General features: G+C 34.4%; 21 protein-coding genes and 2 tRNA genes. 5 read left to right on the top strand and 18 right to left on the bottom strand.

All coding sequences use genetic code 11. The features are described 5' to 3' along the window. Positions 1 to 12: 12 nt before the first annotated feature. The 12 genes from ACO05S_RS08415 to ACO05S_RS08360 all read right to left on the bottom strand — a co-directional run bounded on the left by ACO05S_RS08415 (position 13) and on the right by ACO05S_RS08360 (position 15,645). Entirely contained in the window at positions 13 to 1,233 is a 1,221-nt protein-coding gene (locus ACO05S_RS08415) for a murein hydrolase activator EnvC family protein (protein WP_421921065.1), read from the bottom strand. 14 nt (positions 1,234 to 1,247) lie between these two features. Then, positions 1,248 to 2,114 (bottom strand): DUF4292 domain-containing protein, encoded by an 867-nt coding sequence (locus ACO05S_RS08410; RefSeq protein WP_421921064.1) that lies wholly within the window; start codon positions 2,112 to 2,114, stop codon positions 1,248 to 1,250. Next, positions 2,104 to 3,876: a tetratricopeptide repeat protein gene (locus tag ACO05S_RS08405; protein WP_421921063.1), complete on the bottom strand. Its 1,773-nt coding sequence runs from the start codon at positions 3,874 to 3,876 to the stop codon at positions 2,104 to 2,106. The genes ACO05S_RS08410 and ACO05S_RS08405 overlap by 11 nt, the downstream gene beginning before the upstream one ends. A 7-nt stretch (positions 3,877 to 3,883) precedes the next feature. Beyond that, positions 3,884 to 4,888, bottom strand: a complete 1,005-nt coding sequence (locus tag ACO05S_RS08400) for a sugar phosphate nucleotidyltransferase (protein ID WP_421921062.1) — start codon at positions 4,886 to 4,888, stop codon at positions 3,884 to 3,886. Between the two features lie 94 nt (positions 4,889 to 4,982). Beyond that, positions 4,983 to 5,417 carry a dUTP diphosphatase gene (gene dut / locus ACO05S_RS08395; RefSeq protein ID WP_421921061.1) on the bottom strand — a complete coding sequence of 145 codons (435 nt, stop codon included), beginning with the start codon at positions 5,415 to 5,417 and terminating at the stop codon, positions 4,983 to 4,985. A gap of 117 nt (positions 5,418 to 5,534) precedes the next feature. After that, positions 5,535 to 7,013, bottom strand: a complete 1,479-nt coding sequence (locus tag ACO05S_RS08390; protein WP_421921060.1) for a polysaccharide biosynthesis C-terminal domain-containing protein — start codon at positions 7,011 to 7,013, stop codon at positions 5,535 to 5,537. 375 nt (positions 7,014 to 7,388) lie between these two features. Further along, entirely contained in the window at positions 7,389 to 7,757 is a 369-nt protein-coding gene (locus tag ACO05S_RS08385; protein ID WP_421921059.1) for a YccF domain-containing protein, read from the bottom strand. Between the two features lie 11 nt (positions 7,758 to 7,768). Beyond that, complete coding sequence (locus ACO05S_RS08380) at positions 7,769 to 8,755, bottom strand: DUF3187 family protein (protein ID WP_421921058.1); 987 nt, start codon at positions 8,753 to 8,755, stop codon at positions 7,769 to 7,771. Between the two features lie 158 nt (positions 8,756 to 8,913). Beyond that, positions 8,914 to 10,212, bottom strand: coding sequence for an HlyD family secretion protein (locus tag ACO05S_RS08375; RefSeq protein ID WP_421921057.1), 1,299 nt, complete (start codon positions 10,210 to 10,212; stop codon positions 8,914 to 8,916). 421 nt (positions 10,213 to 10,633) lie between these two features. Further along, entirely contained in the window at positions 10,634 to 12,841 is a 2,208-nt protein-coding gene (locus tag ACO05S_RS08370; RefSeq protein WP_421921056.1) for a peptidase domain-containing ABC transporter, read from the bottom strand. 106 nt (positions 12,842 to 12,947) lie between these two features. Next, positions 12,948 to 14,282 carry a radical SAM protein gene (locus ACO05S_RS08365; protein WP_421921055.1) on the bottom strand — a complete coding sequence of 445 codons (1,335 nt, stop codon included), beginning with the start codon at positions 14,280 to 14,282 and terminating at the stop codon, positions 12,948 to 12,950. Positions 14,283 to 14,289: 7 nt separating this feature from the next. Next, positions 14,290 to 15,645: a S41 family peptidase gene (locus tag ACO05S_RS08360; RefSeq protein WP_421921054.1), complete on the bottom strand. Its 1,356-nt coding sequence runs from the start codon at positions 15,643 to 15,645 to the stop codon at positions 14,290 to 14,292. A 760-nt stretch (positions 15,646 to 16,405) separates the two neighbouring features. On the opposite strand from ACO05S_RS08360, the gene ACO05S_RS08355 reads away from it, so the two are divergent. After that, positions 16,406 to 17,914, top strand: coding sequence for an IS1634 family transposase (locus ACO05S_RS08355; protein ID WP_421918485.1), 1,509 nt, complete (start codon positions 16,406 to 16,408; stop codon positions 17,912 to 17,914). A 296-nt stretch (positions 17,915 to 18,210) separates the two neighbouring features. On the opposite strand, the gene ACO05S_RS08350 is transcribed toward ACO05S_RS08355, so the two are convergent. The 4 genes from ACO05S_RS08350 to ACO05S_RS08335 all read right to left on the bottom strand — a co-directional run bounded on the left by ACO05S_RS08350 (position 18,211) and on the right by ACO05S_RS08335 (position 20,192). Continuing rightward, positions 18,211 to 18,987, bottom strand: a complete 777-nt coding sequence (locus ACO05S_RS08350; protein ID WP_421921053.1) for a tetratricopeptide repeat protein — start codon at positions 18,985 to 18,987, stop codon at positions 18,211 to 18,213. Next, positions 18,953 to 19,519, bottom strand: coding sequence for an RNA polymerase sigma factor (locus tag ACO05S_RS08345; protein WP_421921052.1), 567 nt, complete (start codon positions 19,517 to 19,519; stop codon positions 18,953 to 18,955). Before ACO05S_RS08345 ends, ACO05S_RS08350 begins: the two co-directional genes overlap by 35 nt. A gap of 499 nt (positions 19,520 to 20,018) precedes the next feature. After that, positions 20,019 to 20,093 (bottom strand) — tRNA-Val (locus ACO05S_RS08340). A gap of 24 nt (positions 20,094 to 20,117) precedes the next feature. Then, positions 20,118 to 20,192, bottom strand: a tRNA-Val gene (locus ACO05S_RS08335). Positions 20,193 to 20,334: 142 nt separating this feature from the next. Between ACO05S_RS08335 and ACO05S_RS08330 the strand changes: the two genes are divergently transcribed. From ACO05S_RS08330 to pheS, 4 genes are all read left to right on the top strand, one after another. Further along, complete coding sequence (locus tag ACO05S_RS08330) at positions 20,335 to 20,685, top strand: hypothetical protein (protein ID WP_421921051.1); 351 nt, start codon at positions 20,335 to 20,337, stop codon at positions 20,683 to 20,685. Positions 20,686 to 20,703: 18 nt separating this feature from the next. Beyond that, entirely contained in the window at positions 20,704 to 21,516 is an 813-nt protein-coding gene (locus ACO05S_RS08325) for a peptidylprolyl isomerase (RefSeq protein WP_421921050.1), read from the top strand. A 61-nt stretch (positions 21,517 to 21,577) separates the two neighbouring features. After that, positions 21,578 to 22,402, top strand: a complete 825-nt coding sequence (locus ACO05S_RS08320; protein WP_421921049.1) for a peptidylprolyl isomerase — start codon at positions 21,578 to 21,580, stop codon at positions 22,400 to 22,402. A 349-nt stretch (positions 22,403 to 22,751) separates the two neighbouring features. Next, positions 22,752 to 23,774, top strand: coding sequence for a phenylalanine--tRNA ligase subunit alpha (pheS, locus tag ACO05S_RS08315; protein WP_421921048.1), 1,023 nt, complete (start codon positions 22,752 to 22,754; stop codon positions 23,772 to 23,774). A 116-nt stretch (positions 23,775 to 23,890) separates the two neighbouring features. Here pheS and ACO05S_RS08310 read toward each other — a convergent pair whose 3' ends face one another. Both ACO05S_RS08310 and ACO05S_RS08305 read right to left on the bottom strand, forming a co-directional pair. Next, positions 23,891 to 24,121, bottom strand: a complete 231-nt coding sequence (locus ACO05S_RS08310) for an OsmC family protein (RefSeq protein WP_421921047.1) — start codon at positions 24,119 to 24,121, stop codon at positions 23,891 to 23,893. Continuing rightward, a complete protein-coding gene (locus ACO05S_RS08305; protein WP_421921046.1) occupies positions 24,112 to 24,309 on the bottom strand; it encodes an OsmC family protein in 198 nt (65 codons plus the stop codon). The genes ACO05S_RS08310 and ACO05S_RS08305 overlap by 10 nt, the downstream gene beginning before the upstream one ends. Between the last annotated feature and the right edge of the window lie 641 nt (positions 24,310 to 24,950).

Raw genomic sequence — 24,950 nt, 5'->3', positions numbered from 1 at the left:
TACGCAATAAAACTAGTTACGATACAACCACAGCGCTGGATTTAATTTGGTGCTTCCTTTCCACAACTGAAATTTAAGAACCGTTTGATCCTGAGAATTATCAGTATATACAACTCCTATCTTTTCTTTCGATTGAACAACATCACCCTTCTTCACATTTACCGAAGCAAGATTCGAATAGACCGAGAAGAACTCTCCATGTCGGATAATCACCACATTATTTAATCCAGGCATAGAAAGTATATGGGTCACCTCGCCTTTGAAAACCGACCTGCATTCCGATTGTGCATCCGTAGTAATATTTACACCATCGTTTCGAACAGTTACATGTTTCAGAACTGGATGTGGATGTTCTCCAAATTTTTCAGAAATAAATCCAGTTTTTGTTGGCCAAGGTAATTTTCCCTTATTTTTATCAAAAGATAGAGAAAGCGTTTTATCCTCGGGGGTAATCGCATATTTACCTGATGAATTGCTAGACTTTTTTGCCAATAAAGCTTGACGTTCAATTACTTTTTGAATTTCCTTTTGCAGTTTCTGTGAGTATCTTTTCTGTTTTCTTAGATCATCGCGCAATTGCCTTTCACGCTTTTTTAGTTTCTGAACCAAAGCTGTCTGCTGAGATTTTTCTTCTGATAACTTTAGGTTTTCTTGATTTTTTTGGGACAAAAGCTCCTCCTTCTCTTTCTTAACTTTGTTGAGCTCTACAACTTTTGCCGCTAAAGATTCTTTTTTATTTCCAATTGATTTACCTTGATTTCTGCTGTATTCAGAAAATTGTTGTAGGTATTTGTATCTCTTATAGGCCTGATTAAAGTCCTTAGAAGACAAAAGAAACATTAACTTCTCATATGAGTTTCTCTGCTTATGCGCATAAATAATTACCTTGGCATATTGAGTCTTTAATTTGGCTAGCTCATTTTCCAGCTTCTCAATATCCTTATTTTTTTGACGGATTTGCTTGCCAATGTGCGATACCTCACTCTCAATTGAGATAATAAGAGCTTGTCGTGATCGAATTCGTTGATTCAATAAATTCAATCTGCCTAAACTTACTTTTTTATTTTTAATCGTTTTATTGATGAGCGTATTGGTATAGGCAATGTCCTTTTCATTCTGCTCTTTTCTCTTCTTGAGAGTTGACATACTAATCTGTGAAAAAGCATCTACAGAACCACTTATCAGTGCAAGCAATAAATAAATAATGATAAATGAGGATCTTATTTTTAACACACGCATCTTATAAATTAAGGATATATTCTTTCGTACTTACTTGAAATTTTAAAAGAAAACTTAAGCTTTTCGTCAAAAGCAATCTTATTAAATTTAACACTACAATATAATAAATGTTTCGGATCAGCCACCTCGAAACTCAATCGCTGAGGAAATTTTCTATCCTCAAACATTTTAAAATCGCGATATTTTACATTAACATCCCTTGAGTCATCAAAATCTTTTACCAATACATCGGTAATTCTCATTAAAGCAGGATCAATTTGAATTCTCTGGTAACCAAATCTGCTAAGTTTTCTTAACTTATCTTTTCTTAATTTACGATCAACTTTTCGGGATTTTTCAGATGTAAAAACATACATATTATCAACAATACGTCCGTTAAACCCACGAATAAATGACTTTTCCTTATCATTATTTGTGGCCTGAAAAACAGAGTTAGTGATGATGGCCTGAAGAGACTCGAAGTTAAGATCTACGTTTAAGTGATCCCTAAAGAAGTCGTAATCATCCACAAAATAAGTCTTTTTCATTCGGTTAATCATTTTGACCGAATCTTGGCTAATCATTAATCTCGCAACCTCAAGTCCTCCTATAGGTGCCGTAATGGTAATCCAAATCAAACTATCTTTTTGTATTTTAATTGCGCCTTTAAAACTCTTTTTTACTCCATCGACCGAATAATTTGCTGAGAATTTTTTTATAAACAAAGTTTCGTAATGAAGACTACTGTCCAACATGTGCCGATACAGTTTTGAATCAGACATTGGTTTTGCCTTTATCACACCAAGTTCATATCTTGTTTTACACGAAAACTGAATAAAAGCCATGATTAAAACCATGGCTCCCAAATACATTTTTGAATTTAATTTACTCTTCATCTTTCTCTTCTTCAGGAATTGATCCTGTTTTTACCTTCTCAGCTAAGTATTCCGATCCTTCACCTAATTCTAAGGCTTTTTTCCACTCTTCCAATGCTTTGTCATCTTCACCAAGTCTGTATAGAATGTCACCATAATGCTCAACCTGCACTGCAGAATCGTCACCTCCAAATTTTAGTGCTTTTTCCATTATTTTTTTTGCTTCATTGTATTCTCCCAAACGATATAAAACCCAAGCATGAGTATCCAGATAAGTTGGGTTTTCAGGCTCCAATTCAATGCACTTTAAACTCATTTCTTTTGCTTTCTCTAAATGTTCACCTCGCACTGACAAATAGTAGCTGTAATTATTTAGTATGATCACATTTTCAGGATCATATAGCAAAACTTCATCATATGATTTAAAGGCCTTTTGAAACTCTCCTGTCTGATAATATGCATCTCCCATGTAGCTTTTAAATTGGATGCGCAAGCGAACATTATCACCAACGTAGATTATCCCTTTCTCGAAAGTACTTATGGCCGTATTGAAATCATTTTTCTGTGCCTCCGCAACACCTTTAAAAATATATAGTAAGGGCTGACTTGGAAAATAGGCTAAAGCTTCTGAGCTTAACTTAAGCATGCTATCGAAATCTAACAATTCATTATGGATCAATAATAACTCCTCCCAAACAACATAGTTTGATTTATCATCTTCCAGAACTTTTTGAAGATGATGTTTGGCTCCTTCGTTATCTTTTCTTTTTCTTAAAAAATCGGCATATAATGCATGAACCCGCACATGACCAGGATGAATCTTAACAAGAATGTCAAGTAATGACCTTAAATAATCATCTGATAATTCAGGTTGATCCGGAGCCATGAGCATCGCAATCAGGTACTGAATTTTTTGATCAGCCTGAACCTCTTCTTGGCCGAAAGCTATTAATAAGGACTCTTTGGCCTTATCGATTTCGCCTTTTTTTCTGTAAAAATCCGCCAGATAAAAATGAACCAATCCATTATCAGGATCTATTTTTAAGATTTCCTGATACTGCTTAAAGGCTTTTTCTTCTTCATTATCCGCTAGATATAAATCCGCTAACACTCCGTAAAAATCAGCACGATATGGATATTTTTTGATAAGCATCTGAACTTCGGAATAAGCAGATTTTTTATCTCCCATTTTGAGGTACAACCTCTCTTTTTCAAGCGAAACACTTTCCTGAATCCCTACTTTCTTCTCCAGACGATTATATACTTCAACAGCTTCTTCAAACTTTTCAACTGATGCAAATAAAGCAGCCTGCAAATAAAAAAAATCAAGACGATCAGGATACATCTCAATTAATTCACCATACACCTTGCAAGCATGATCAATCATTCCTTTTTGCTGGTATATATTAGCCAATTGAATTTGATACCATAGGTTACGAGGCTGCTGTGCCACCGCCCCCCTGGATAATTCAAGAGCTGAGTTATAATTCTCTTTGCTTAAATAAACATTTGCTAACTCATATCGAACCACCGCACTCGATGGATCAATTTTAAGGCAGGAAACATACATCGAAATACCCTTTTCTATCTCTCCAAGTAGGATTGCTTTAGTTGCTTCGGCAAAAGCATAATCAAACTCAAGCCTTTGTTGCTCGGTTAGTTTAACCTCCTTTTGAAGTTTATCTTTCTTTATTGACTTGATATTCCTTGCATGTAAAGGCACTCCCAAAAAAACAGAAGACCCTAACAATATTGTCATTAACAATTTTCTTCCCACCTTCATCCTTTATCTATTTTGAAAAGCTCGCATAGTCACCAACATTCAGTTCAGAAACATCCCCTTGAATCTCTACATGATTTCCTATCATGGAATTTTCCAGATTTAAATGCTCTAAATTAGAATTGCGTTGGACAATTGTATTGCGAACCAATGTATTATTAACTACTGTTCCAGCACCAACCGAAACGTGAGGCCCTACAATAGAGTTCTCAATTTTTACGTTTTCGCCGATATAACATGGAGGAATGATTACTGAATTCTCAATAATCGATGAATTACAAACCAGTTCATCGTCCTTATGATATTCCAGAATTCTTTGGTTTGTATGAACCGTTGCATCCTTATTCCCACAATCCATCCACTCAATAACCTGACCTGACTTAAAAACCAATCCTTTGTTTTTCATGTTTTCCAAGGCATCAGTAAACTGGTATTCCCCTTTCACAAGAATTTCATTATCTAACAAGTACTGCAATTCACACCTTAGGTTTTCACCATCTTTAAAATAGTAAATTCCTATAATTGCCAAATCAGAAACAAACTCCTTTGGTTTCTCTACAAAATCAGTTATTCTATTCTCAGCATCCAATTTTACAACCCCAAACGCCGATGGATCCTGAACTTTCTGCACCCAGATTACGCTATCTGCTTCTGAATCGAGTACAAAATCTGCTTTAAACAAAGTATCTGCGAAAGCAACAACAACATGCCCCGATAGAGATTGCGCTGCACAGTGAATTGCATGAGCCGTTCCCAAGGCCTCTTCTTGATAGTAAATGCTGCATTCGGCACCTATATTTTGAGCTATATCGCTCAGTTGTTTTTCAACATCCTTGCCAAAATCTCCAATAATAAAAGCAATTTCTTCTATGCTTTCATTCGAAACTTTAGCAATTTCTTCAACCAAACGTTGCACAATAGGTTTTCCTGCAATAGGAATTAACGGTTTTGGCACTGTTAAGGTGTGAGGACGCATTCGTTTCCCCATACCTGCCATAGGTACAATAATCTTCATTGTTTAAAATTTGTAGTAGTGTTGTATAAAATAAATTCGCTTCAAATTTAAGATTTAGACTTTACAATCAATCGGATTTAATATTTTTTAACGATTAAGCTTTGCCTGTATGTCCAAATCCTCCCTCACCTCGTTCAGATACTTCCAATTCCTCAACAGCCTCCCATATCACTTTTTCGTGAGCTGCAACCACCATCTGACAGATTCTATCCCCATCATTAATTTCAACAAGTTGGTTCGAAAGATTAACCAGAATCACCCCTATTTCTCCACGATAATCAGCATCGATTGTGCCAGGAGTATTTAAAACTGAGATCCCTTCCTTTAATGCCATACCGCTTCTAGGTCGAATTTGAGCTTCGTAACCAGCCGGCAACTCAATAAATAAACCCGTGGGTATTAACTTTCTTTCCAAAGATTTTAAAAAAACAGGTTCGTTGATATTGGCTCTTAAATCCATACCTGCTGATAAGTCCGTACTATATTTTGGCAAACCGTGTTTCGATTTGTTAACGATTTTCACTTTCATTTGTCTATAATTTAAGGTTTGATGCTAATTTTTATCGATTCGCTAAGATACACTATTCATATCTCTTATGAAAGGTAATTGCGGTATTAAGGAGCATCCAAATTCTACCAATAGGAGTTACTTATTTACCCAGCTTTTTATCTTTCCCCACAACTTTTCCTTATGAATTACCAGCCCAATAAAGGCAAATAAAAGAGGCGTCTTTACAAGCATTCTTAACCATTGATTATCGATGTTTATTTGGGTGCCAATGGCAAAAAGAATCATCGCAAAAAGAAAATAGAAAAGAATCCTTTTAATGTCGTAAGGGATCGGATAATGTTTTTGCCCCAATAAATACGAAACCACCATCATCATAGCAAAACAAATCAAAACAGCATAAGCTGCTCCCTGATATCCCATTTTAGGGACAAGAAGAATATTTATAAGGATGGTTACTATTGATCCTGACATTGCCAATAAGGCACCGTATTTGGTTTTATTACTTAATTTGTACCAAAGCGATAGTGAAAAGAAAACACCGAAGAATAAATTACCCAAAAGAACATAAGGAACAATTTTTAATCCTTCGTGATAACTCGATTTTATAAGAAGTTTTACGATGTCGATATAGAACATTACGCCTAAAAAAATCAATAAACAAAACACAGTGAAATATTTTAGAACATCAGCGTAAATTTGTTTTGAATTCTCCTTTTTAGCCTGTGCGAAAAAAAATGGCTCAAATGCATACCGAAATGATTGAATAAAGAGGGTCATAATTACCGCAAGTTTGTAATTCGCCGCATAAATTCCGGTTTGATACATCGGATCTAATTTGGCTGGAATTAAATTTGGCATTAGCATTTTATCCAAATTCAAATTAATTTGTCCACACACACTAACCACAAGGATTGGCCAAGAGTAAGATAAAAGCTCTTTGAACAATCCAAGATCCAATTTAAAACTTACAAACTTAAAATCAGGCAATAAAAGAATGAAATTTAGAAGTGAGGCCACACAAAAAGCAATAAATATATAACCAACCCCAATGTGCGGATTCCAGATTGTTTCAATCGGAATGTTAGGAAAGTTTATATTAATCCACGGGCATAAAACAAGGAAAAACAAATTTATTCCCAAATTTGTAAAAATATTAATCAATTTTAAGCCCGCATATCTAAACGCTTTGTTTTGCAAGCGGAGCTTAGCAAAAGGCAAAGCTGTTATGGCATCAAACCCCAAAGTTGCTGCTAGCAATAACAGATATTCTTTGTGGTCTGCAATGCTAAGGTAGTCTGACAGAGGCTTGACAAATACAAGAATCAATATCCAAAAAACAATTGTCGATAAGCATAAACTTAAAAAACCTGTGCTAAAAGTAATATCAGCTTTACCTTCTTTGTTCGCAAAGCGAAAATATCCAGTTTCCATTCCATAGGTAAGTAAAACCAGGAAGATAGCAACGTACGACATTAAATTGGCAACAATTCCATATTCGTTGGGTGCAAAAATATAGGTGTATAAGGGAACCAACAGCCAATTTAGAAATCGGCCAACAATGGAGCTAACACCATAAATTGCCGTTTCGCCTGCAAGTTTCTTAAGAGGATTCAATTTTGTGTAATGTTTTAGTTAAAAAAGCAAAGGTATCAGAATAATATCATTGAGCCTTAAATAAGCAATCTTCTGAAAATGAAATAAAAAAAGAACAGGAATGTTCCACGTGGAGCATTTTTGTTTTTTGAGTAAAAAAGATCTAGTAGTATTTAAATTGAAAATAAATAAGGACAACACAAACGTTTTCGACCTAAGTATTTGATAATTTAGACATTATAAGCTCTCAATAGCTTTTATTTCCAAATTATTCTTCTCATATTTGTAACTCATACGCGTTAGGAACGTTTATGTTAGTGTTTGTTGTTTAAGTATTTTGTGAAAATCCCGTGCCTCTTCGGCCGGGATATTTCTTTTTAAGAAGTTTAGTTTTTTTCATCCTATGCTTTTCCCAAAAGGTGTTAAAGCAAATCCCGCAAGTTTTACATGTTGAGCTGCAAATGGAATTCCAATAATGGTGATCGCAAATAGTAAGGCAAATAAAAGGTGAGTTAAGGCAATCCAAATTCCTCCAATAAATATCCAAATCACATTTAATAAGGTACTTAAACACCCACCGGCATTATCGTTGTATTGCACCCGTTGACCAAAAGGAGCCAATCCCAAAATCGACAATTGCATAATTTTAATTCCGAATGGTATTCCTATAATGGTGAAACACATTACTAATCCGGCAATTAAATACTGAAAGAAAATTAAAATTCCTCCAAAAACAATCCAAATAATATTTCCTATAATGCTCATAATTTTTGATATTAAAGTTGATATGAAACCCCAAATTGTAAAACAAAATCAGGTGCTGTATTAACAATTAAATCCTCAGAAAAGGCCGCCGATAAATTCAATTTTTTCGATAAGGAAAAATCTGTTCCTATTACCAATTGAATCGACTCCTCCCCCAATTGTCGCGTTGTTGATCCTTTGTAAAACCCAGTGTGAAAATCAAACTGCACCTTAGGAATCCACCTCTTACTTAAATGATAAGCCGTCCCAATACTCCCAAATATCACATTATTACTCAGCACATCATTCAAAACCGCCCCTGAGCCAATGTGCAAATATCCTAGTGAATAAAACCAAGTAAAAGTTTGTTCATTTTGCTTAGAAAAAGAGGAAGCGGAAAGGTTAAAACTCACATCATTTGTACCACTACCTATCAAATTATCCTTTTTTCCGGTTGACAGTTTAAAAGATGTACTAAAAGATAACTGAAAATAGCTTTTTTTTAGGATCGGAGTAGTCAAACGTACTGCAATATCCCCAATATCAAGCCTTCCTTCGTCCAATAACAAATGCGTGGTCTCATTTTCACGATATAAGTAGGTAAGATTGTGATTAGACATTACTTCACGCGATTTTCCAGGTAATCCAAATGTTTCATGCCATCCTGAGATAAACGGATCCATTAAACCAGTTGAGTGACGAATTAAAGGTACATTTACTTCAACCTGTAACTTATTACTTACACCATAACGAAAAAACAAATCGTTTCGGTACATTTCCCCATCCAAATAAATGGCTTCCTCTTGCAATTGGGAAGAGGTAGCATTATTGGCTATATTAAGGCAATTGCTGAAGATAAACTGCTTTTTCGACAGAACATTTCCTCCACTACTATTTGGAATACCAAAAAAATGAATCAACGGACTCTGGTTGTGGGTCTTAAATGGTTCTACCTGTTGTTGTGCAGCAGCACTTGCAATATCTAGCAGAATAAAAATGATCAGAACTCTTATCTTCATCTTTTAAATAATAGCTTTGCTTAGTAAAAAAACCAAAACTACAAATAATTAAGAAGGAATCCATACACTTTCTTATGTACCTATATGAATGTGATTGCGCTGCATATAGTTTCTCACTGCAGCGCTTCTATTAAGAATCTATAAAAAAATATCCCGACTTATAACCTCTCTTTTAACAAGGCTCGAATTGGATTAAAAATTCTTTGTAACAATCGCAGATCTTCAGTAATAATTTCAGCATTCCCTTCAATTTTTTGAGCAAATTCAAGTTCAATCCCATAATTGGTTACCAATCCCTTCGGAAAATCCACATCCAAACTATATTTCTGATCTTCGGGAACTTTTGAAATCGATCGTATGGTTCCTTCAAGCATGCCATATTCTAAATATGGATAATTATCCAATTTAATATTCACCCTTTGCCCGACTTTTACTTTACCCGCTCCGGTAATACCTAACTCAACCCTTGCTACAACTTTAGTCGAATCAATCGGAAGTACCGTAAAAACACGTTCCCCTTCCTTAACATTCTGGTTTGAGGTATAAAATCTATTGAAACTTACCCTACCATCTATAGGTGTTCGTATCAGATAGTTTTGTTCCCAAATATCTATTTGAGCCTTTAGCTGATCAAAAGATTGTATCATTAAATTTTGAAGATCTTTCCTTTCACTTTCCTTCTTTAATTCCAAATCAATGATCTGCTGTTCTACATCCGAAATGTTAATTTGTGTAGAAGCTAAGGCAGATCGTGCACCATGAAAAGTGTATGAACTTTCTAAATATACCTTCTTCGAATTTTGAAACGCTTGCTGCGCAATTACGCCCCTTTCATATAGCGAAGAATCTCTTTCGTATTGTTTTTTAGTAATGGCCAATTCACTTTCCAAAATTTTCTTTTGCTGATACTGACGATTGTAATACATATTGTATTTACTGATTTGCTTGTTATAGGAGTCAATCTTTCTGTCGTAATACTCCAACTCAAAAAAGCGCTGATAATCCGCACACGACTTTAAAAATATATTGTAATAAGATTGAACAACTCCCAACCTAAACGGTCCTTCTATCATAGATGCATCAATATCCTCGCTTCCCGTAATATGAGCTTGAAATGTTTCCAGTTTTTCTTTTAAAGCAAAAACATCCTCATTAAAAGCAGGATTTTCAATAATCGCCAATAAGCTTCCCTCTTTTATTTCTTCATTATCCTTTACATACAATTCCTGTATCTTTCCACTGGATCGAGCCACCAATTCGGCAGGTGGATTTAATGTGGTTAGAATCAACTTGGAATTAATTATATCAGGGTATCGAAAAAAATAACTACCAATAACAAGGGCAGCAATCACGATAAAAAACAAAGTAGTTCCACTTCTAATAATCCAGTTTGGAACTCTTCCAAGTATCTCTTTTACTTCGTCTGATCGTAGTTCTATATTCGGGTCTTTTTCCATTTTTTGACGCTGATTACACAGAAATTAATGATTCTGTATGATATTTTTTTGTGAAAACTTTTCTCTTCTATTGTGGCCTAAGTACAAAAATATGAAGTAAACCAAGCTGTATCTCGTATTTGCGAGCTAATTTTTCAACTGCCTTTAGCTCAATAATTATCCTTCCTTTACTATCATGTCAGCAAGGCAAGCTCCTACAACTTGATCTTTGTAATATACTTCAATCTTTTTCCTAGCTTCTAAAGCCCAATCACTTAACACATTAATAATGCACGTTTATCTATCCTCTCGTGAAAACCATCTCCTAACTCATTGTAAAAACTAATCAATATCAAGCCTGTAGGTTCTGAATACAAATAATTTTCTTTCTTCTTAAAATATAATACTCTATGAAAATCATATCTCTCATAACAATCAGGATCTAATTACCGAGCTCCAGTTGATTTTTTACCAACTGATAATACTTTCCTTGAAGTGCCGTTAACTCTTCATGACTGCCTTCCTCTACAATTTCACCTTTCTCCAAAACAATGATTTTATCCGCATTTCGCACTGTGCTTAAGCGATGCGCAACCACAACAACCGTTCTGCCCTTGTTGAATTCATTTAGCTTCTTCATAATGGCCATCTCGTTATTGGCATCCAATGCATTGGTGGCCTCATCAAAAAACAGAAATTCCGGATTTTTATATACTGCACGAGCTATTAAAATTCGTTGTTTCTGCCCTTGACTTAATCCATGTCCGTTAGCACCAATATTGGTATTGTAACGCAATGGCAAACTTTCGATAAAACTATCGATACATGCCACCTGAACAGCATATAACAACCTTTTTTTATCGATATGCTCAACTCCCACAGCAATATTTTTGGCAATGGTATCGGAGAAGATAAAACCATCCTGCATTACCACACCACAGTTTTGACGCCACATGGCCGAGCTATAGTTTTCTATTGTTGTGCCTCCCAAGGAAATTCTGCCTTTGGTGCTAGGATAAAAACCAAGCATCAACTTAATTAAAGTGGTTTTTCCACTTCCCGATGCACCAACAATTGCCGTTGTTTTGCCTTCTTCTACTTTTAGATTTACCTGATTCAACACCATTTCGGAATGCGGACCCTCATACTGAAAGCTCACATTTTCAATATCAATGGTTTTTTCATCGGGGATTTCGGTGAGTTTTTGATCCGCCTCAATCTCTTCCTCTTGCATTTCGTGGATTTCACCCAAACGCTCTAAAGAGATCTTAGCATCTTGCCAGGAATGGATGACCTGTACCAAATTATCAAGCGGAGAATTCAACTGACCAATGATATATTGCACCGCCAGCATCATACCCAAAGTCATTCCGCCATCTAATACTGCTTTTGCAGCAAGAAATGTGATAATGATATTCTTAGTTTCATTAAAAAAGATCGATCCTGAAACTTGATATTGATTCAACGCCAAGCCTTTGGTACGAACCTGAAACAATTCAGCCTGTATCTGCTCCCACTCCCAACGCTTCTGCTTCTCGCAATTGTTCAGCTTAATTTCCTGCATTCCGGTAATCAGCTGCACCAAGGAATTCTGATTGTTCGACATTTGAGCAAATCGTTTGCCATCCAACTCTCGACGTTTTCTCAGGAAAAGATTTACCCAAATGATGTACAAGGCTGATCCCAATATAAATACCAGGAAAATAGTCATATCGTAAACCGCCAGTACAACTCCAAAAATCAATAAGTTCACCATCGAGAACAATACATTCAAGGTAGATGATGTCAAGAAATTTTCAATTCTTGTGTGATCCTGAATTCTTTGTAACAGATCCCCAATCATTTTAATATCGAAGAAACCAATTGGCAGCTTCATCAATTTAATCAGGAAATCAGATATTAAAGAAATGTTGATTCTTGTTGAAATGTGCAATAATATCCAGGAGCGTATAAACTCAACCGACATTCGGGAAATAAATAGCACCAATTGTGCTATCAACACCAAATAAATAAAGTTAAGATTCTGAGTATTGATACCAATATCGACAACAGATTGCGTTAAAAATGGAAAAATTAGTTGTAGCAAAGAGCCAAACAGCATTCCCAAAACCAACTGAATCATGAATTTGCGATAAGGCTTAAGATATCTTAACAAAAAACCAATGCTTTTCTTACGAGATACATCTTCATCCTTTTGCTTGTAGAAATCAGGTGTGGGTTCCAACAACAAACACAGGCCTTTTAGCTCTCCTTGACTTTGCGTACTTGCCCATTGTTTAATAAATTCATCTTTGGTGAATTTAAGCAAGCCCGAACCAGGATCGGCAACATGTACTGTTGTTTTGTTCTTCTTAATTTCCACTTTATAAACTACTACAAAATGGTTTTGTCCCCAGTGACAAACAGCTGGTAATGGCGCTTCCTTGGCCAACTGATCGAACGAAATGCGTACACCTATACTACGCATTCCGATACTTTCAGCAGCATCAGCAATTCCCAACATCGAAACCCCTTCGCGGGTAATGTGCGATTTATCGCGTAAAGATTGAAGTGTATAATTCTTGCCATGGTGCTTGGCTATCATGCGCAAACAAGTTGGGCCACAATCCATGGCATCCAACTGACGAAAGTGAGGAAATTGCTTTTTCAAGGTAAATAGGAGTTCATAATTTGTTTCAAGCCTAAAAATAAACAAAAATAAGCCTGAAACCATAAGGTTTCAAGCTTAAGAATTTACTACATGAATACCATAAGGTTTATTTCCTTTGTATATTCTCGTAGTAAAGTTCTAAATAATCATTCAACCTGCCTTTAAAAGGAGTACAACAATCATTAGACTTTCCATGATATTTATTTTCCAGTCGCCTTAGAGGACATCCGCCATTACAAATTGGTAAATAAGAACATTTTATACATTTTGGATCATTATAATGATCAATTCCCACAGAATATTTAGAAATAAGCTCTTGATTTGTCCAAATATCTTTATCATGCAAACTCCCTACAATTAACTCTTCATTTCCTAAATCCTCAAAACATTTATAAATCTCTCCCTTCCATCCTACAATTAAACTATTAGGATTCCTAACCAAACATTCCATATTAATATCATCAGGAAATATTTTTTCTGAAACGATACCATTATTTTTACTTAAATCTAAACAAAAATCCGTAGCCTCATTTCTTCCGAAACAATCACATTTTTTCTCATTGGTTTCATCTAAATAAATCCAACCCGGATATACCAGTAAATTCTCCTGGGGATAGCGACTTTTAAGCCAATTGTATGTTTCCAAGTATGTGTCAGAATTTGACTTATCAATATTTACCCTCAGAGCAATTGTCAATTTATCCTTATTCTCATTTGCAAAAAAGAAATCCAGATTTTTGATGATTTTATCAAATGTACCAATACCACTCAAAAGTGGACGTCGTTGGTCATGAATTTCCTTAAATCCATCAATCGTAATCTGAACCTGATTAACACCAACATCAATCAAAGTTTGAACATTCTTCTCATTAAACAAATAACCATTAGTGATAATTTCACATTCAATAATTTTTATGCCTAGTTTATTAATTTTTTTGCCTAATGAAGCAATTCTCATATGCTCCAATAAAGGTTCACCACCATACCAAGTAAGATTAATAGTTTCAAGTCCAAATGTTACTTTTAGCTCATTCAAATGTTTAATTAAAGCATCCTCTGTCTCATCGCTCATACTTCCTGAATTACGCCATTTTTCATAACAATATGAACAATTGAAATTGCAGTTTTGGGTTGGAGCTATTGTTAATACAAGATGTTTTTTATCAAAAATTCTTGCCATACTTTGATGATGCATTATATCAACCAAATCATCATCACTTTCATTTAGTATATAGTTATCCTTAAAATACATTAACTCTTCTTGCGAAAAGATATCTCTCAGATCTTTTTGTACACTTTTGGATTGAGATAATGAATTAAAATCTTCAAACAACGAATCATCCAATTCTAAAAATGTATTTGTATAAGAATTATAAATAAACTTCCCATGTCGACTAGAATTCAAAAGGAAATTATATCTAGACCATTTTAAATTTTCCATTATTCTTTTAATTTTCTTTTGAATTAGCTTTTATTAAATCTAAACATTCTTCTAAAACAGGATCTCCACCTTTAAGATATTCATTGGCTTTAAAGGGGATATAAATATCTGGGTACAGTATCCCATCCTGTGAATTTGAATGTTCAACATATTCAATGGTAGAAATAACCCATCTTGAATTGTCTCTTTTGGCAATTATAACATCACCATACTTTAAGGCATTATGCGACAATGGTTCTCCCACTAAAGTTCCTATATTATTATAATTCATAATATTGGCAAAACTAGCAGCCACCGATCCTGTATCACGACTAACCAAAACGAAACAATCTATTTCCCCAATAAGTTTTGTAGAATCTAAAGCAAATTCCTTAACCAATTCCTTCTCTGGTAATGAAACTACTTCTCCAATCATATCTTTATTAAAGTTGTATTCCTTATAATTATCATTTGAAATTTTAATCTTAGCATCTGATTGGTATATTAATTTCTTTTTATTTGATAACATCGAGAAGATTTCATCAAATCGATCTCCTGAACCACCTTTATTCTCACGAATATCAATAATCAAATTCGTTATATTATCCCTTTCTAATTTCTTAAGAAAACGACGTAAACGAGTAACTAGATGCTTGTTGAAATCAAAATTACTAATACGAAAGTAACCTGTTTCGAAATCCGAAAATACCTGTTCAAAAAAAGGAGCTTTATTATAAATGGTTTTTGTAAGTGATATTCCATCTACATTTATAACCTTCCTCTTCCCATCTCTTTCAATTAATAAATTATAACTATGGCTAAACTTTAAATGGTGCGGGGCTTGTAATAAAATAGCAGGTGAATATCTATCTCTGTAAGATGAGTTTAAATAGTCCTTAGAATTTTCTCCATTTATACAAATTATTCTATCTCCCTTATTAATAGAAGGACTATAGGATTTATGAACAAGCAAAGTATCATTAATACATAAAAAATCACATGGTAATACTTTTATACTCTTAAAGTTTAATTTTTTGCCACTTACTGTAGTGAGTTTAGGAACAAATCTCAGGTGTGGATCCTCATACATAATAATATCAAGCACCTTACGCCTTATTAAACTTTTTTGAGTTTCAGTAACGGAATCCTTAGGTAAAGTTATAGAAACGGCTTCGATTAATGAATCGTATTTACGTTCAGAAAAATTCTTAAATACGCCAGGATGAAACTTTTTAAGTGCATTTTTATCTTTTAGCAAATCATCTTTTGTAATAATGCTTAACGGGTTTAATAATTTTAAATGATTTTCACTAGTTTGAGCAGATGAAGTTAGTGCAGAAAAAATAGCAACTACTGGTATAATAAATTTATACTTCTTATTCATTTTTAAAATAAAAAAAGTGGCTGATAACCAAATATCAGCCGTTAGTTAAATCATCAATTAAGCAGATTTACCAATAACAATAGGTACTTTCCTTTGTCTTTTTTTGCATGAAACACAAATCCATCCTCCTTTAGAGTTTTGCATATCTTTATTTGATAATCTTTCAAATTTGGACTCATTAATTACATTAAAACGATTCTTTTTCATCTTTTCTTATTATTAGATGGCACTTCCTTCCCCCTACAATAGCCAATTGCACAGGTCATCTCGTTTAGCTAGATTTGCCCTTGATCAGAGTAGCTCAGCTACCAAAGTCGTTTCCGGGTTGAGAATGGACAATTTGTTTGCTTGCTCCCGAGCGATTTTATAAATGCGCATTATTATTTTAAGCATACTAAATTAAAAAAGGTTCACCGCCATTTTTGGCAGTGAACTTTGCTATCATGCGCAAACAAGTTGAGCCACAATCCATGGCATCCAACTGACGAAAGTGAGGAAATTGCTTTTTCAAGCTAAGTAGGAGTTCATAATTTGTTTGAAGCCTAAAAATAAAGAAACATGTTGGAAAGGTTATAAATTATTTATTAGCTTAATTAGTTAGAATCATCAGTTTTATTCCCCCCACAATTGTAAATTAAGGGAATCTACTTTTTCCTGAGTTCCGCACTTTTTTCAGGCAAAAAGATTTAAGTCGCACTATTACAGGGTTATAAGTTCTTTTTAGTTGGATGTTTGGGTGTCCCAGGCTTATATTTGCACTATGTTTGTGAGAAAAAAGAAGAACAATAGTGGTGTTGTCAGTGTGCAAGTCATTGATAAAAGCTCTGGAAAATACAAAGTGCTTAAAACTATCGGCAGTTCTTGTTCTGATACTGAAATAGAAACTCTTTACCAACAAGGACTTGATTATATCTCGCATTATGAAGGTCAACAATCTTTTGATTTTACAGTACAGGATTTCAAGGAAACCGTCAAACAAAGCATACGAAACATTTCAATTGAAGGTGTCCACCTGTTACTTGGCAGGATTTATAATGAAATTGGATTTGACACTGTTTGTAACGACCTTCTAAAACAATTAGTACTGGTTCGACTGTCACACCCGGCAAGTAAGTTAAAAACGACTCAGTATTTACACAGATACTTTTCGATAAATATAAAAGAAGACAGGATATACAGGTATTTGGATAAAGTCTATTCTGATCACAAAGAAACGCTTCAGCAAATTAGTTATCAGCATACCAAAAAGATACTTGGCGGTATCATCAGGGTTGTTTTCTACGATGTTACAACAATTTATTTTCAAATTGATGATGAAGATGATTTAAGAAAACGAGGCTTTTCCAAAGAAGGAAAACACCAGAATCCGCAAATCGTATTGGGGCTACTTGTTGGTGTTGAAGGCTATCCGTCAGCATATGAAATTCATGAAGGTAACAAGTTTGAAGGCCATACAATGCTTCCCATTATTGATGTTTTTAAAGACAAATATGATCTGGATAAGCTAGTTGTTATAGCTGATTCCGGCTTACTCTCATCTTCTAATGTCAAAGAACTTCAGAAGAAAGGTTATGAGTTTATTCTTGGCGCACGCATTAAAAATGAAAGCAAGGCGATTAAAGAAGAAATACTCGCTCTGAATCTCAAAGATAAATCCAGTGCAATTATTCCCAGAACCGATGGAACAAACTTAATTGTCGGATATACTGACAGAAGGGCTAAAAAGGACAGGCATAATAGGGAAAGGGGGCTGATGAAGTTGGAGCAAAGGATCAAATCAGGTAAGCTGACCAAGTCATCGATAAACAATAGAGGATACAATAAGTATTTACAACTGGAAGGAGATATAACTATCAGAATCAATCATGGAAAATTTGAAGAGGATGCAGCATGGGATGGACTGAAAGGTTACATGACCAATACAACACTTTCAAAGGAAGAAATCATCAATAATTATGGCCAGCTATGGAAAATCGAGAAAGCCTTTAGGGTTGCAAAGCATGACCTGAAGATCAGACCAATCTACCATAGACTGCAAAAAAGGATTCAGGCGCTTATCACCATCAATTTTGTAGCCTATAAAGTTTACAAAGAACTTGAGAGGCAACTGAAGTTAAAAACAGACAAAATGAGTCCCGAAAAAGCCATCGACATCGCCAAATCAATCTATGCAATCGAAATCTCAGATCCCAAAACTGGCAACACTTTTAAAGAAACTCTACTTCTAAATGATGAACAAAAACATCTAGCTAAATTATTTGATTTCTAATTTGGGTGTCCCTGTGCGGAACTCAGGAAAAAGATAGCAAGAAGAAAAGTATAACTTATACTAATACCATTAAGCAAGTTGGCTTATTGTTCTTTTGAGTTTATTCTTGTTAAAAACGAAACCGTTACTAGCGCTCTTCCTTTTTTTTTATCATCACTAAAAGGTTCTTAAAGTGATACACATTTCCTTATATAACTGCTATGATGTGTATAAAAGCTGTGTCTAAGGTCATAATAAAGAAAGCTGCACAATTAGATTGTGCAGCTTTAATATATGTGTAGATGAATGAGTATAATCTATTCCAACTTATTAAGAATTTCCTGAGCTTTCGCCTTATAGAAACTATTTCCTTTGGCAATGATATTGAATTGTTTAATGGCTTTTTCTCTTTCATTAGTCATTAAATAGCAAAAACCAAGATACCATTCGGATTGCTCTATAAACAGGTTATTCTTATGACGAATAACTTTAGTAAAGTTTTTATTCGCTTTTTGATACTCGCTTATTTCAAGGTTGGAAATTCCTGAATAAAAGTTACTTGTAATATTTGTACTGTCCTTATCTAATATTTGTTTAAACAACTTAAGGGCAGTCCGATAGTCCTTTGCTTCGTAGCTTTTTAAAGCAGTTACCAGCATATTATCTATATTGGCGTCTGCCGAACGAGTATTTACTACGATTTCATAGGGCTTATAATAGTTACTATATACCTTCTCATTGGAGTATGTACCCTTGTTATTTACCAGGAACATTAAACTACCCAATCCTATGAATAAAGCCAATGAAGCAGCAACAATATTCCACTTGGTAAGGTATTTATACTTGCGCTTTTGCTCCTCTTTCTTGGGTAACTCTATTGCCTCTAATTTACTTCTAAGGTTCATAATGTCATTTTCGACTATGGCCTCGTCAACCTCTTGATGTAAATCCAGATCCATCTGTAAATCCGGATCATCAAGCAGATCCTTCTCAAATTCCTTTAGCTGATCGTCAGACAATCCACCATCAAGGAAATCCTCAATACGGTCAAAATTCATTTCATTCATCATATACTTCTTTAAATTCATTATCATTTTTGATACTATCTATCAGCGTTTGTTTACACTGAAATTTCCTTTTTTTCGCATACTTCTCACTTTTAAAGCCCATAATTTCGGCAATTTCCTTAAGTGAGATTTTGTCAAGAGCAAGCTGAAGAATCTTTTTACAATCCGGTCCAAGATTTTGGAAATGTTTCTGATAAAGTCTGTACTTCTCAGTTTGGTCATAAGTTTCAGAAACTTCATCTAATCTGTTATCCAAAACACCTTCCGAATTAATTTCATTACTGTTCTTTCTCCTCTCAAGCTGCTTTAACCACAAAAGTCTGCAAATGGAATAGATGTATGTTTTAAAGTTACAAGTAAGAACCAACGGCTCTTTTTTCATTTTTCGATAGATTACAATAATGGCTTCTTGGAAAAGATCGCGTGCATCTTCCTCGTTTCCATTATTGTTCTCAATAAAATTGCGAATACTAGGGAAGAATTTTTTGTAGATGTAGTTTAATACATCGTTGTTGCTCATACTTATTCCCTCAAGTATCGCTTCAGTAGTGTAATCCATATTTTCTATCCCTTTATTCCTTTTATGGCAAAAAGGTAACCCTCAAAAAGTAAAAAAAATTAAAAAAATATCAATCCTACATGTAAATGATTGAAAATGAATAAAATAATGTTTAAATGATTTTATAGAAATTTGTGTTTTTTTGAATTTATTATCATAAACCTCAGCAATATACTATTAATATTGGTTTTAGGTTACGGCAAAAGCTTATTTTTTTGTGATGAACTTGTAAGGAATGAATGTAAGAGTTTTGTACAATTTGAATATTTAAGTTCTACATTAAAATAGCATAATAAACTATTCGCTTTGTTGAATTACTTATTCTTTAAATGGGGCATTTTGGATTGTTAGACCGGAGAAACATATGCATGAAATATACACGTCCCACACGTTTTCCGCTTGATCCGATTTTAGAAGGCAGTTTGCTTGATCCAGTTTGATCCGAAATAATAAAACTATTAAGCAAAAAAAACGACCCTCTTGCAAAGATCGTTTTTTGTGGGCGATATAAGATTCGAACTTATGACCCCTTGGGTGTAAACCAAGTGCTCTGAACCAACTGAGCTAATCGCCCTTTGTTATTGAAATTTTGCTTTTGTGGGCGATATAGGATTCGAACCTATGACCCCTTGGGTGTAAACCAAGTGCTCTGAACCAACTGAGCTAATCGCCCCTTGCCCTTAAAAGCGATGCAAATATAAGTTGGAATATTTTTATCTGCAAATTTAAATTTTAAAAAAATTAAAAAAATATTTCAGTTGTATGATAGTTTTGGTGGAAAGCTTTATTTTTATCATTCTTAAAAAATTGATACAATGGAGAATAATTTGGAACGAGACTGGAACAGTCTTTTATATAAAATTTCGGAAGAATTTAATGTTGATGCTGATTTGAATGGAACACTACTTTTAATTGGTATACAGGAACGAGGTTTAGGTTTTCAGGAAAGCTATTCAAAGGAAGAAAAATGGGATCATATTGATTTGGCGACTTGTACTTTGTTGATGAAATGGAACTATTACTCGATTAAAGGATATGATGATGACAATTGGCCTATTTTTATTAAAAATAAAATGGTTCCTCCTTTTTCTAAAGACAAAGAGGAGAAATTGCTAAAATCCTCGATTGTGGAATATTTTAAAGATAATGGATATTTAAACGATTAATTTATACTTGGTTCATTTATGAGAAAAATAGTTTATCTAGCAATAGTATTCGCATTTGTTTCTTGCCAACAAAAATTGGAATTAGGCAAGAAAAATAGAATAGTTCAAATCGAAACAGAATATGGAGGCATTGAAATCAAGTTATATGACGAGACTCCTTTGCACCGTGATAATTTTATAAAACTGGCACATGCTCACTATTTTGATGGTACCTTATTCCACAGGGTTATTGATGGTTTTATGATACAAGGAGGCGATCCTGATTCTAAAAATGCTAAAGCTGGTACCAGATTGGGAGAAGGTGGACCTGGTTACCAAATCGATGCAGAATTCAAACCGCATTTAATCCATAAAAGAGGGGTTATCGCAGCAGCTCGCGAAGGAGATGATGTTAATCCAGATAAGAAATCTGCTGGTTCTCAATTTTATTTGGCACAAGGAATGGTCTATTCCCAAGAGGGCTTAGATTCTTTAAGGGTAAAATTAAATGATAGGCTTAAGAATCGTATTTTTGAAAAAGTTCAGAAAGAAAATGCTAAGGATATAATGAAGTATCAAACCGAAGGTGAATTGGATAAGCTTAGTGCACTTATAGATGGAATTCAATTTAAAGTTGATTCAATTTTTGCCACTGAGAGAATTAACTTTTCGCAGCAACAAGTGGATACTTATACATCAATAGGTGGAATACCACATTTAGACGGTAATTATACCGTTTTTGGAGAGGTTATTAAAGGTATTCAATTCATAGATAGCATTGCAAAAGTTAAAAAGGATGAATATGATCGTCCATTGAAAGATGTTCGTATGAAAATAAAAATCCTACAATAGAAATTAACCCTTCGGAAATTGTTTTGAAGTTATTTGAGTGATGCTTTTTTAATGATAGAAAATGAGAAAGTTCAAAATCTTTATAGCACTTATTATATGGCTACTGAATTGCACTCCTGTTTTAGCTCAAAGTACCAATTCAATTGTTCTTATTGAAACCAATTTAGGGAATCTAAAAATCATGCTATATAAAGAAACCCCGAAGCATCGACAAAATTTTTTACAGTTGGTCGAGAATCAGCATTTTAATGGTACGCTCTTTTATCGCGTTATTAAAGGTTTTGTTGCACAGGGAGGATCACAGGATTCGAGAAATGCCCCTCCGGGCAAGATGATTGGTTATGGTAGTGCCAACAGAACTATAGAATCGGAGTTTCGCCCTGAGTTTTTCCACAAAAAGGGAGCTTTGGCTTCGCCACGCCAACCCGATAAGGTGAATATCTTTAAAGAATCGGATGTATCGCAATTCTATATTGCACATGGACGAGTATTTACCAATGCTGAATTAACAGCAATGGAAAAGGAAGTAAACGTTCCATTAAGAAAGCGAATTGTGAAAAGATACCTTACTCCAAATAAAAGGCATATTCTTGACTCACTCAAAAAGGCTAAGAATGTGCCGGAATTTCGGGCTATTGCGAATAAGATAAAAGAATCAATCGAGTTTGATTATAATGCATCCAGTGAAAGATTGGAGTTTAGCCCTGAACAAAGAAAAGCATATACTACAATTGGCGGCGTTCCGCATCTTGATTATAATTACACAGTATTTGGCGAAGTAATTGGTGGCATAGAGGTGTTAGATAAAATTGTAAATCTAAAAACCGATGGAAACGATAGACCTTATACTGATGTAAAGATGAAAGTGAAAATTTTAAAGTATTAGTTAACGTGAGTTCTAGGTAAAATTCGTTCACAGTTTAATCTGATTTTGAGTAGAAATTTTCTCAAATTTTCGAAGGAATATCGGGATATTTCAAGAAGATTTGAGGAGATTTATGCCGAAAGCAGGCAAACACATAATGGAAAGTTCTCTTTACGACACCTTCACATTAAAAATTCCTCAAAATAGCCCGCTATTCTTTCCAAATTTTTAATGCAAATCTATCGCAAATATAACTTTCTGTGGATAGAATTTTACGTCGAACTCACGTTAAATAGATATTTGCTTTTGTCTCGATAAATAAAAGTTTTGTAACTTTGCGCACTGTTGCAATAAATAAAGAAGTTATATCATGCTTGACAAAATTAAAGATCTGCTTGATGAGCTGAATGGATTTTCGGCCAGTACACTGGAAGAGGTAGAACAATTTCGAATTAAACACCTTAGTAAAAAAGGTAGTATCGCTTCCTTGTTTGCCGATTTTAAAACGGTTCCTAATGAAGAGAAAAAGGCTGTTGGACAAGCTTTAAATGAGCTTAAAACAGTTGCAATGGATAAAGTAAATACCTTAAAGGAGAGTTTTACTGGTGCTGAATTCGTTAAGTCGGGATTGGATTTAACTTTACCAGGCGACCCGATTGAATTGGGGTCTCGTCATCCACTTTCTTTGGTAAGAAACGAGATTACAGAAATTTTTGCCCGCGTGGGATTCACCATTTCCGAAGGACCCGAGATTGAAGATGACTGGCATAACTTTTCGGCTTTAAATTTCCCCGAAGAGCATCCGGCTCGTGATATGCAGGATACTTTTTTTATCGAGAAAAATCCGGATGTGATTTTACGTACACATACATCATCGGTGCAGGTTCACGATTTGCAGGAAATGGAATTGCCAATTCGTTGCTTAACCCCGGGTAGGGTATTTCGTAATGAAGCAATTTCGGCTCGTGCACATTGTATTTTTCATCAAATCGAAGCACTTTACGTGGATGAGAAAGTTTCGTTTGCAGATTTGAAACAAACACTTAGCTACTTCGCAAAAGAATTTTTTGGAGAGAAAACCAAAATCAGATTGCGTCCTTCCTACTTCCCTTTTACCGAACCTTCGGCTGAGGTTGATGTTACCTGTTCGCTGTGTGGAGGAAAGGGCTGTAATGTTTGTAAAGGTACTGGTTGGTTGGAAATTTTGGGATGCGGTATGGTTGATCCAAATGTTTTGGAATTAAACGGAATAGACAGCAAAAAATATTCAGGATTTGCTTTGGGAATGGGAATTGAGCGCATTACCATGCTAAAATATGGAATCAAAGATCTTCGATTGTTTTTCGAGAATGACATTCGATTCCTGAAACAATTTACAGCAGCAGGTTTTTAAAAAGGTTTATCAATTGTCTTCCAAAATTGGTGGGAGGCTTTTTTTATATAAAACCAAATCCCAAAATTCAATAAATAACTTTATTTATTGAATTTTGGGATTTCGATTTTCTGGTTTTAATCTTCGTGATATATAATCTCCGAGCTTACCGGAATGGCTTTTTTGTATAAAGCACTTACCCCACAATATTCTTCTTCCGATAATTTAACGGCGCGTTCTATTTTTTTATGGGGTAAATCCTTGCCGGTAAATTCATAAATTACATGCATGTTTTTGTAATAACTTGGCTGTTCTTCGCTTAGTTCCCCTTCAACCCTTACCTTGATATCATCTACAATTACCCGCATTTTTTTAAAATCATCGCCATATCAATGCCTGTGCAACCGGCTAGTGCCGTAAGCATTAATTTTTTTGGACTAACACCCTTGCCTTCACCACCAAGCTGTGTTCCTGCGTCGGTTATTAATTCGTGCCCATCCATATGGGTTTTATAGGCAAGATTTCCCAGCCATTTCATTTCAATTTTGTGTTTCATTTGTTTATAATTTTTTGAATTTGCTACATGCCAACCACAGAATCCAAATAATCATTATCGTGTGTGTTGAATCATTATTTTAATCATGCTCGCTTCATGATTGATATATTATTGTGAGTTATAATTAAAATACCATCTTCGGAAAGTTCTATTTGTGATAGATGTCCGTGATGCTTTTCGCATAAATTTCATTAAAAACATTTGAATAATGTGCTTTTCCTCTCAAAAATTAAAATAAATTTACGCATCACGAGAATAAATTGTCACTGTTTTTTTGCTCAACTTTAGCTTAAACTAAAAGTAGACAAGTGCAATTTATAAGATTTTGAATCTGGATATAATGGGTTTGTTGGTGATACTTTTGGACTGTATTGGGTATGATTTTAATTGATATAAGTGCTGCAAAGCTTATTGGAGAAATAAATCTGAAATTGCTATATTTAGACCTAATTCTAAAAGAAATTAAACTACAATTAAATAATGATTAAAACTTCTGGAGACTTCTGTTTTGAATTGTTTTTCGGATGGTATAAAAAATGGATTTATAATAAGTTTATAGAGTAAAGATTGAAATAAAACAGGCATTGCTGAAATTCTTATTTCAATCTTTCAGCTCTCACCCGATTGCTATCGGGATAATA

Origin of the sequence: Marinifilum sp. (genome assembly GCF_965230805.1) — a bacterium.
Classification (GTDB): domain Bacteria; phylum Bacteroidota; class Bacteroidia; order Bacteroidales; family Marinifilaceae; genus Marinifilum.
This window is presented reverse-complemented; position numbering and strand designations above follow the sequence as displayed.

Coding starts and splice junctions, on each gene's coding strand:
- ACO05S_RS08410 (WP_421921064.1), bottom strand. CDS start 2,114: ATGAAGAGTAAATTAAATTCAAAAATGTATTTGGGAGCCATGGTTTTA.
- ACO05S_RS08405 (WP_421921063.1), bottom strand. CDS start 3,876: ATGAAGGTGGGAAGAAAATTGTTAATGACAATATTGTTAGGGTCTTCT.
- ACO05S_RS08400 (WP_421921062.1), bottom strand. CDS start 4,888: ATGAAGATTATTGTACCTATGGCAGGTATGGGGAAACGAATGCGTCCT.
- dut (WP_421921061.1), bottom strand. CDS start 5,417: ATGAAAGTGAAAATCGTTAACAAATCGAAACACGGTTTGCCAAAATAT.
- ACO05S_RS08385 (WP_421921059.1), bottom strand. CDS start 7,757: ATGAGCATTATAGGAAATATTATTTGGATTGTTTTTGGAGGAATTTTA.
- ACO05S_RS08380 (WP_421921058.1), bottom strand. CDS start 8,755: ATGAAGATAAGAGTTCTGATCATTTTTATTCTGCTAGATATTGCAAGT.
- ACO05S_RS08375 (WP_421921057.1), bottom strand. CDS start 10,212: ATGGAAAAAGACCCGAATATAGAACTACGATCAGACGAAGTAAAAGAG.
- ACO05S_RS08365 (WP_421921055.1), bottom strand. CDS start 14,282: ATGGAAAATTTAAAATGGTCTAGATATAATTTCCTTTTGAATTCTAGT.
- ACO05S_RS08360 (WP_421921054.1), bottom strand. CDS start 15,645: ATGAATAAGAAGTATAAATTTATTATACCAGTAGTTGCTATTTTTTCT.
- ACO05S_RS08355 (WP_421918485.1), top strand. CDS start 16,406: ATGTTTGTGAGAAAAAAGAAGAACAATAGTGGTGTTGTCAGTGTGCAA.
- ACO05S_RS08350 (WP_421921053.1), bottom strand. CDS start 18,987: ATGATAATGAATTTAAAGAAGTATATGATGAATGAAATGAATTTTGAC.
- ACO05S_RS08345 (WP_421921052.1), bottom strand. CDS start 19,519: ATGGATTACACTACTGAAGCGATACTTGAGGGAATAAGTATGAGCAAC.
- ACO05S_RS08330 (WP_421921051.1), top strand. CDS start 20,335: ATGGAGAATAATTTGGAACGAGACTGGAACAGTCTTTTATATAAAATT.
- ACO05S_RS08325 (WP_421921050.1), top strand. CDS start 20,704: ATGAGAAAAATAGTTTATCTAGCAATAGTATTCGCATTTGTTTCTTGC.
- ACO05S_RS08320 (WP_421921049.1), top strand. CDS start 21,578: ATGAGAAAGTTCAAAATCTTTATAGCACTTATTATATGGCTACTGAAT.
- pheS (WP_421921048.1), top strand. CDS start 22,752: ATGCTTGACAAAATTAAAGATCTGCTTGATGAGCTGAATGGATTTTCG.
- ACO05S_RS08310 (WP_421921047.1), bottom strand. CDS start 24,121: ATGCGGGTAATTGTAGATGATATCAAGGTAAGGGTTGAAGGGGAACTA.
- ACO05S_RS08305 (WP_421921046.1), bottom strand. CDS start 24,309: ATGAAACACAAAATTGAAATGAAATGGCTGGGAAATCTTGCCTATAAA.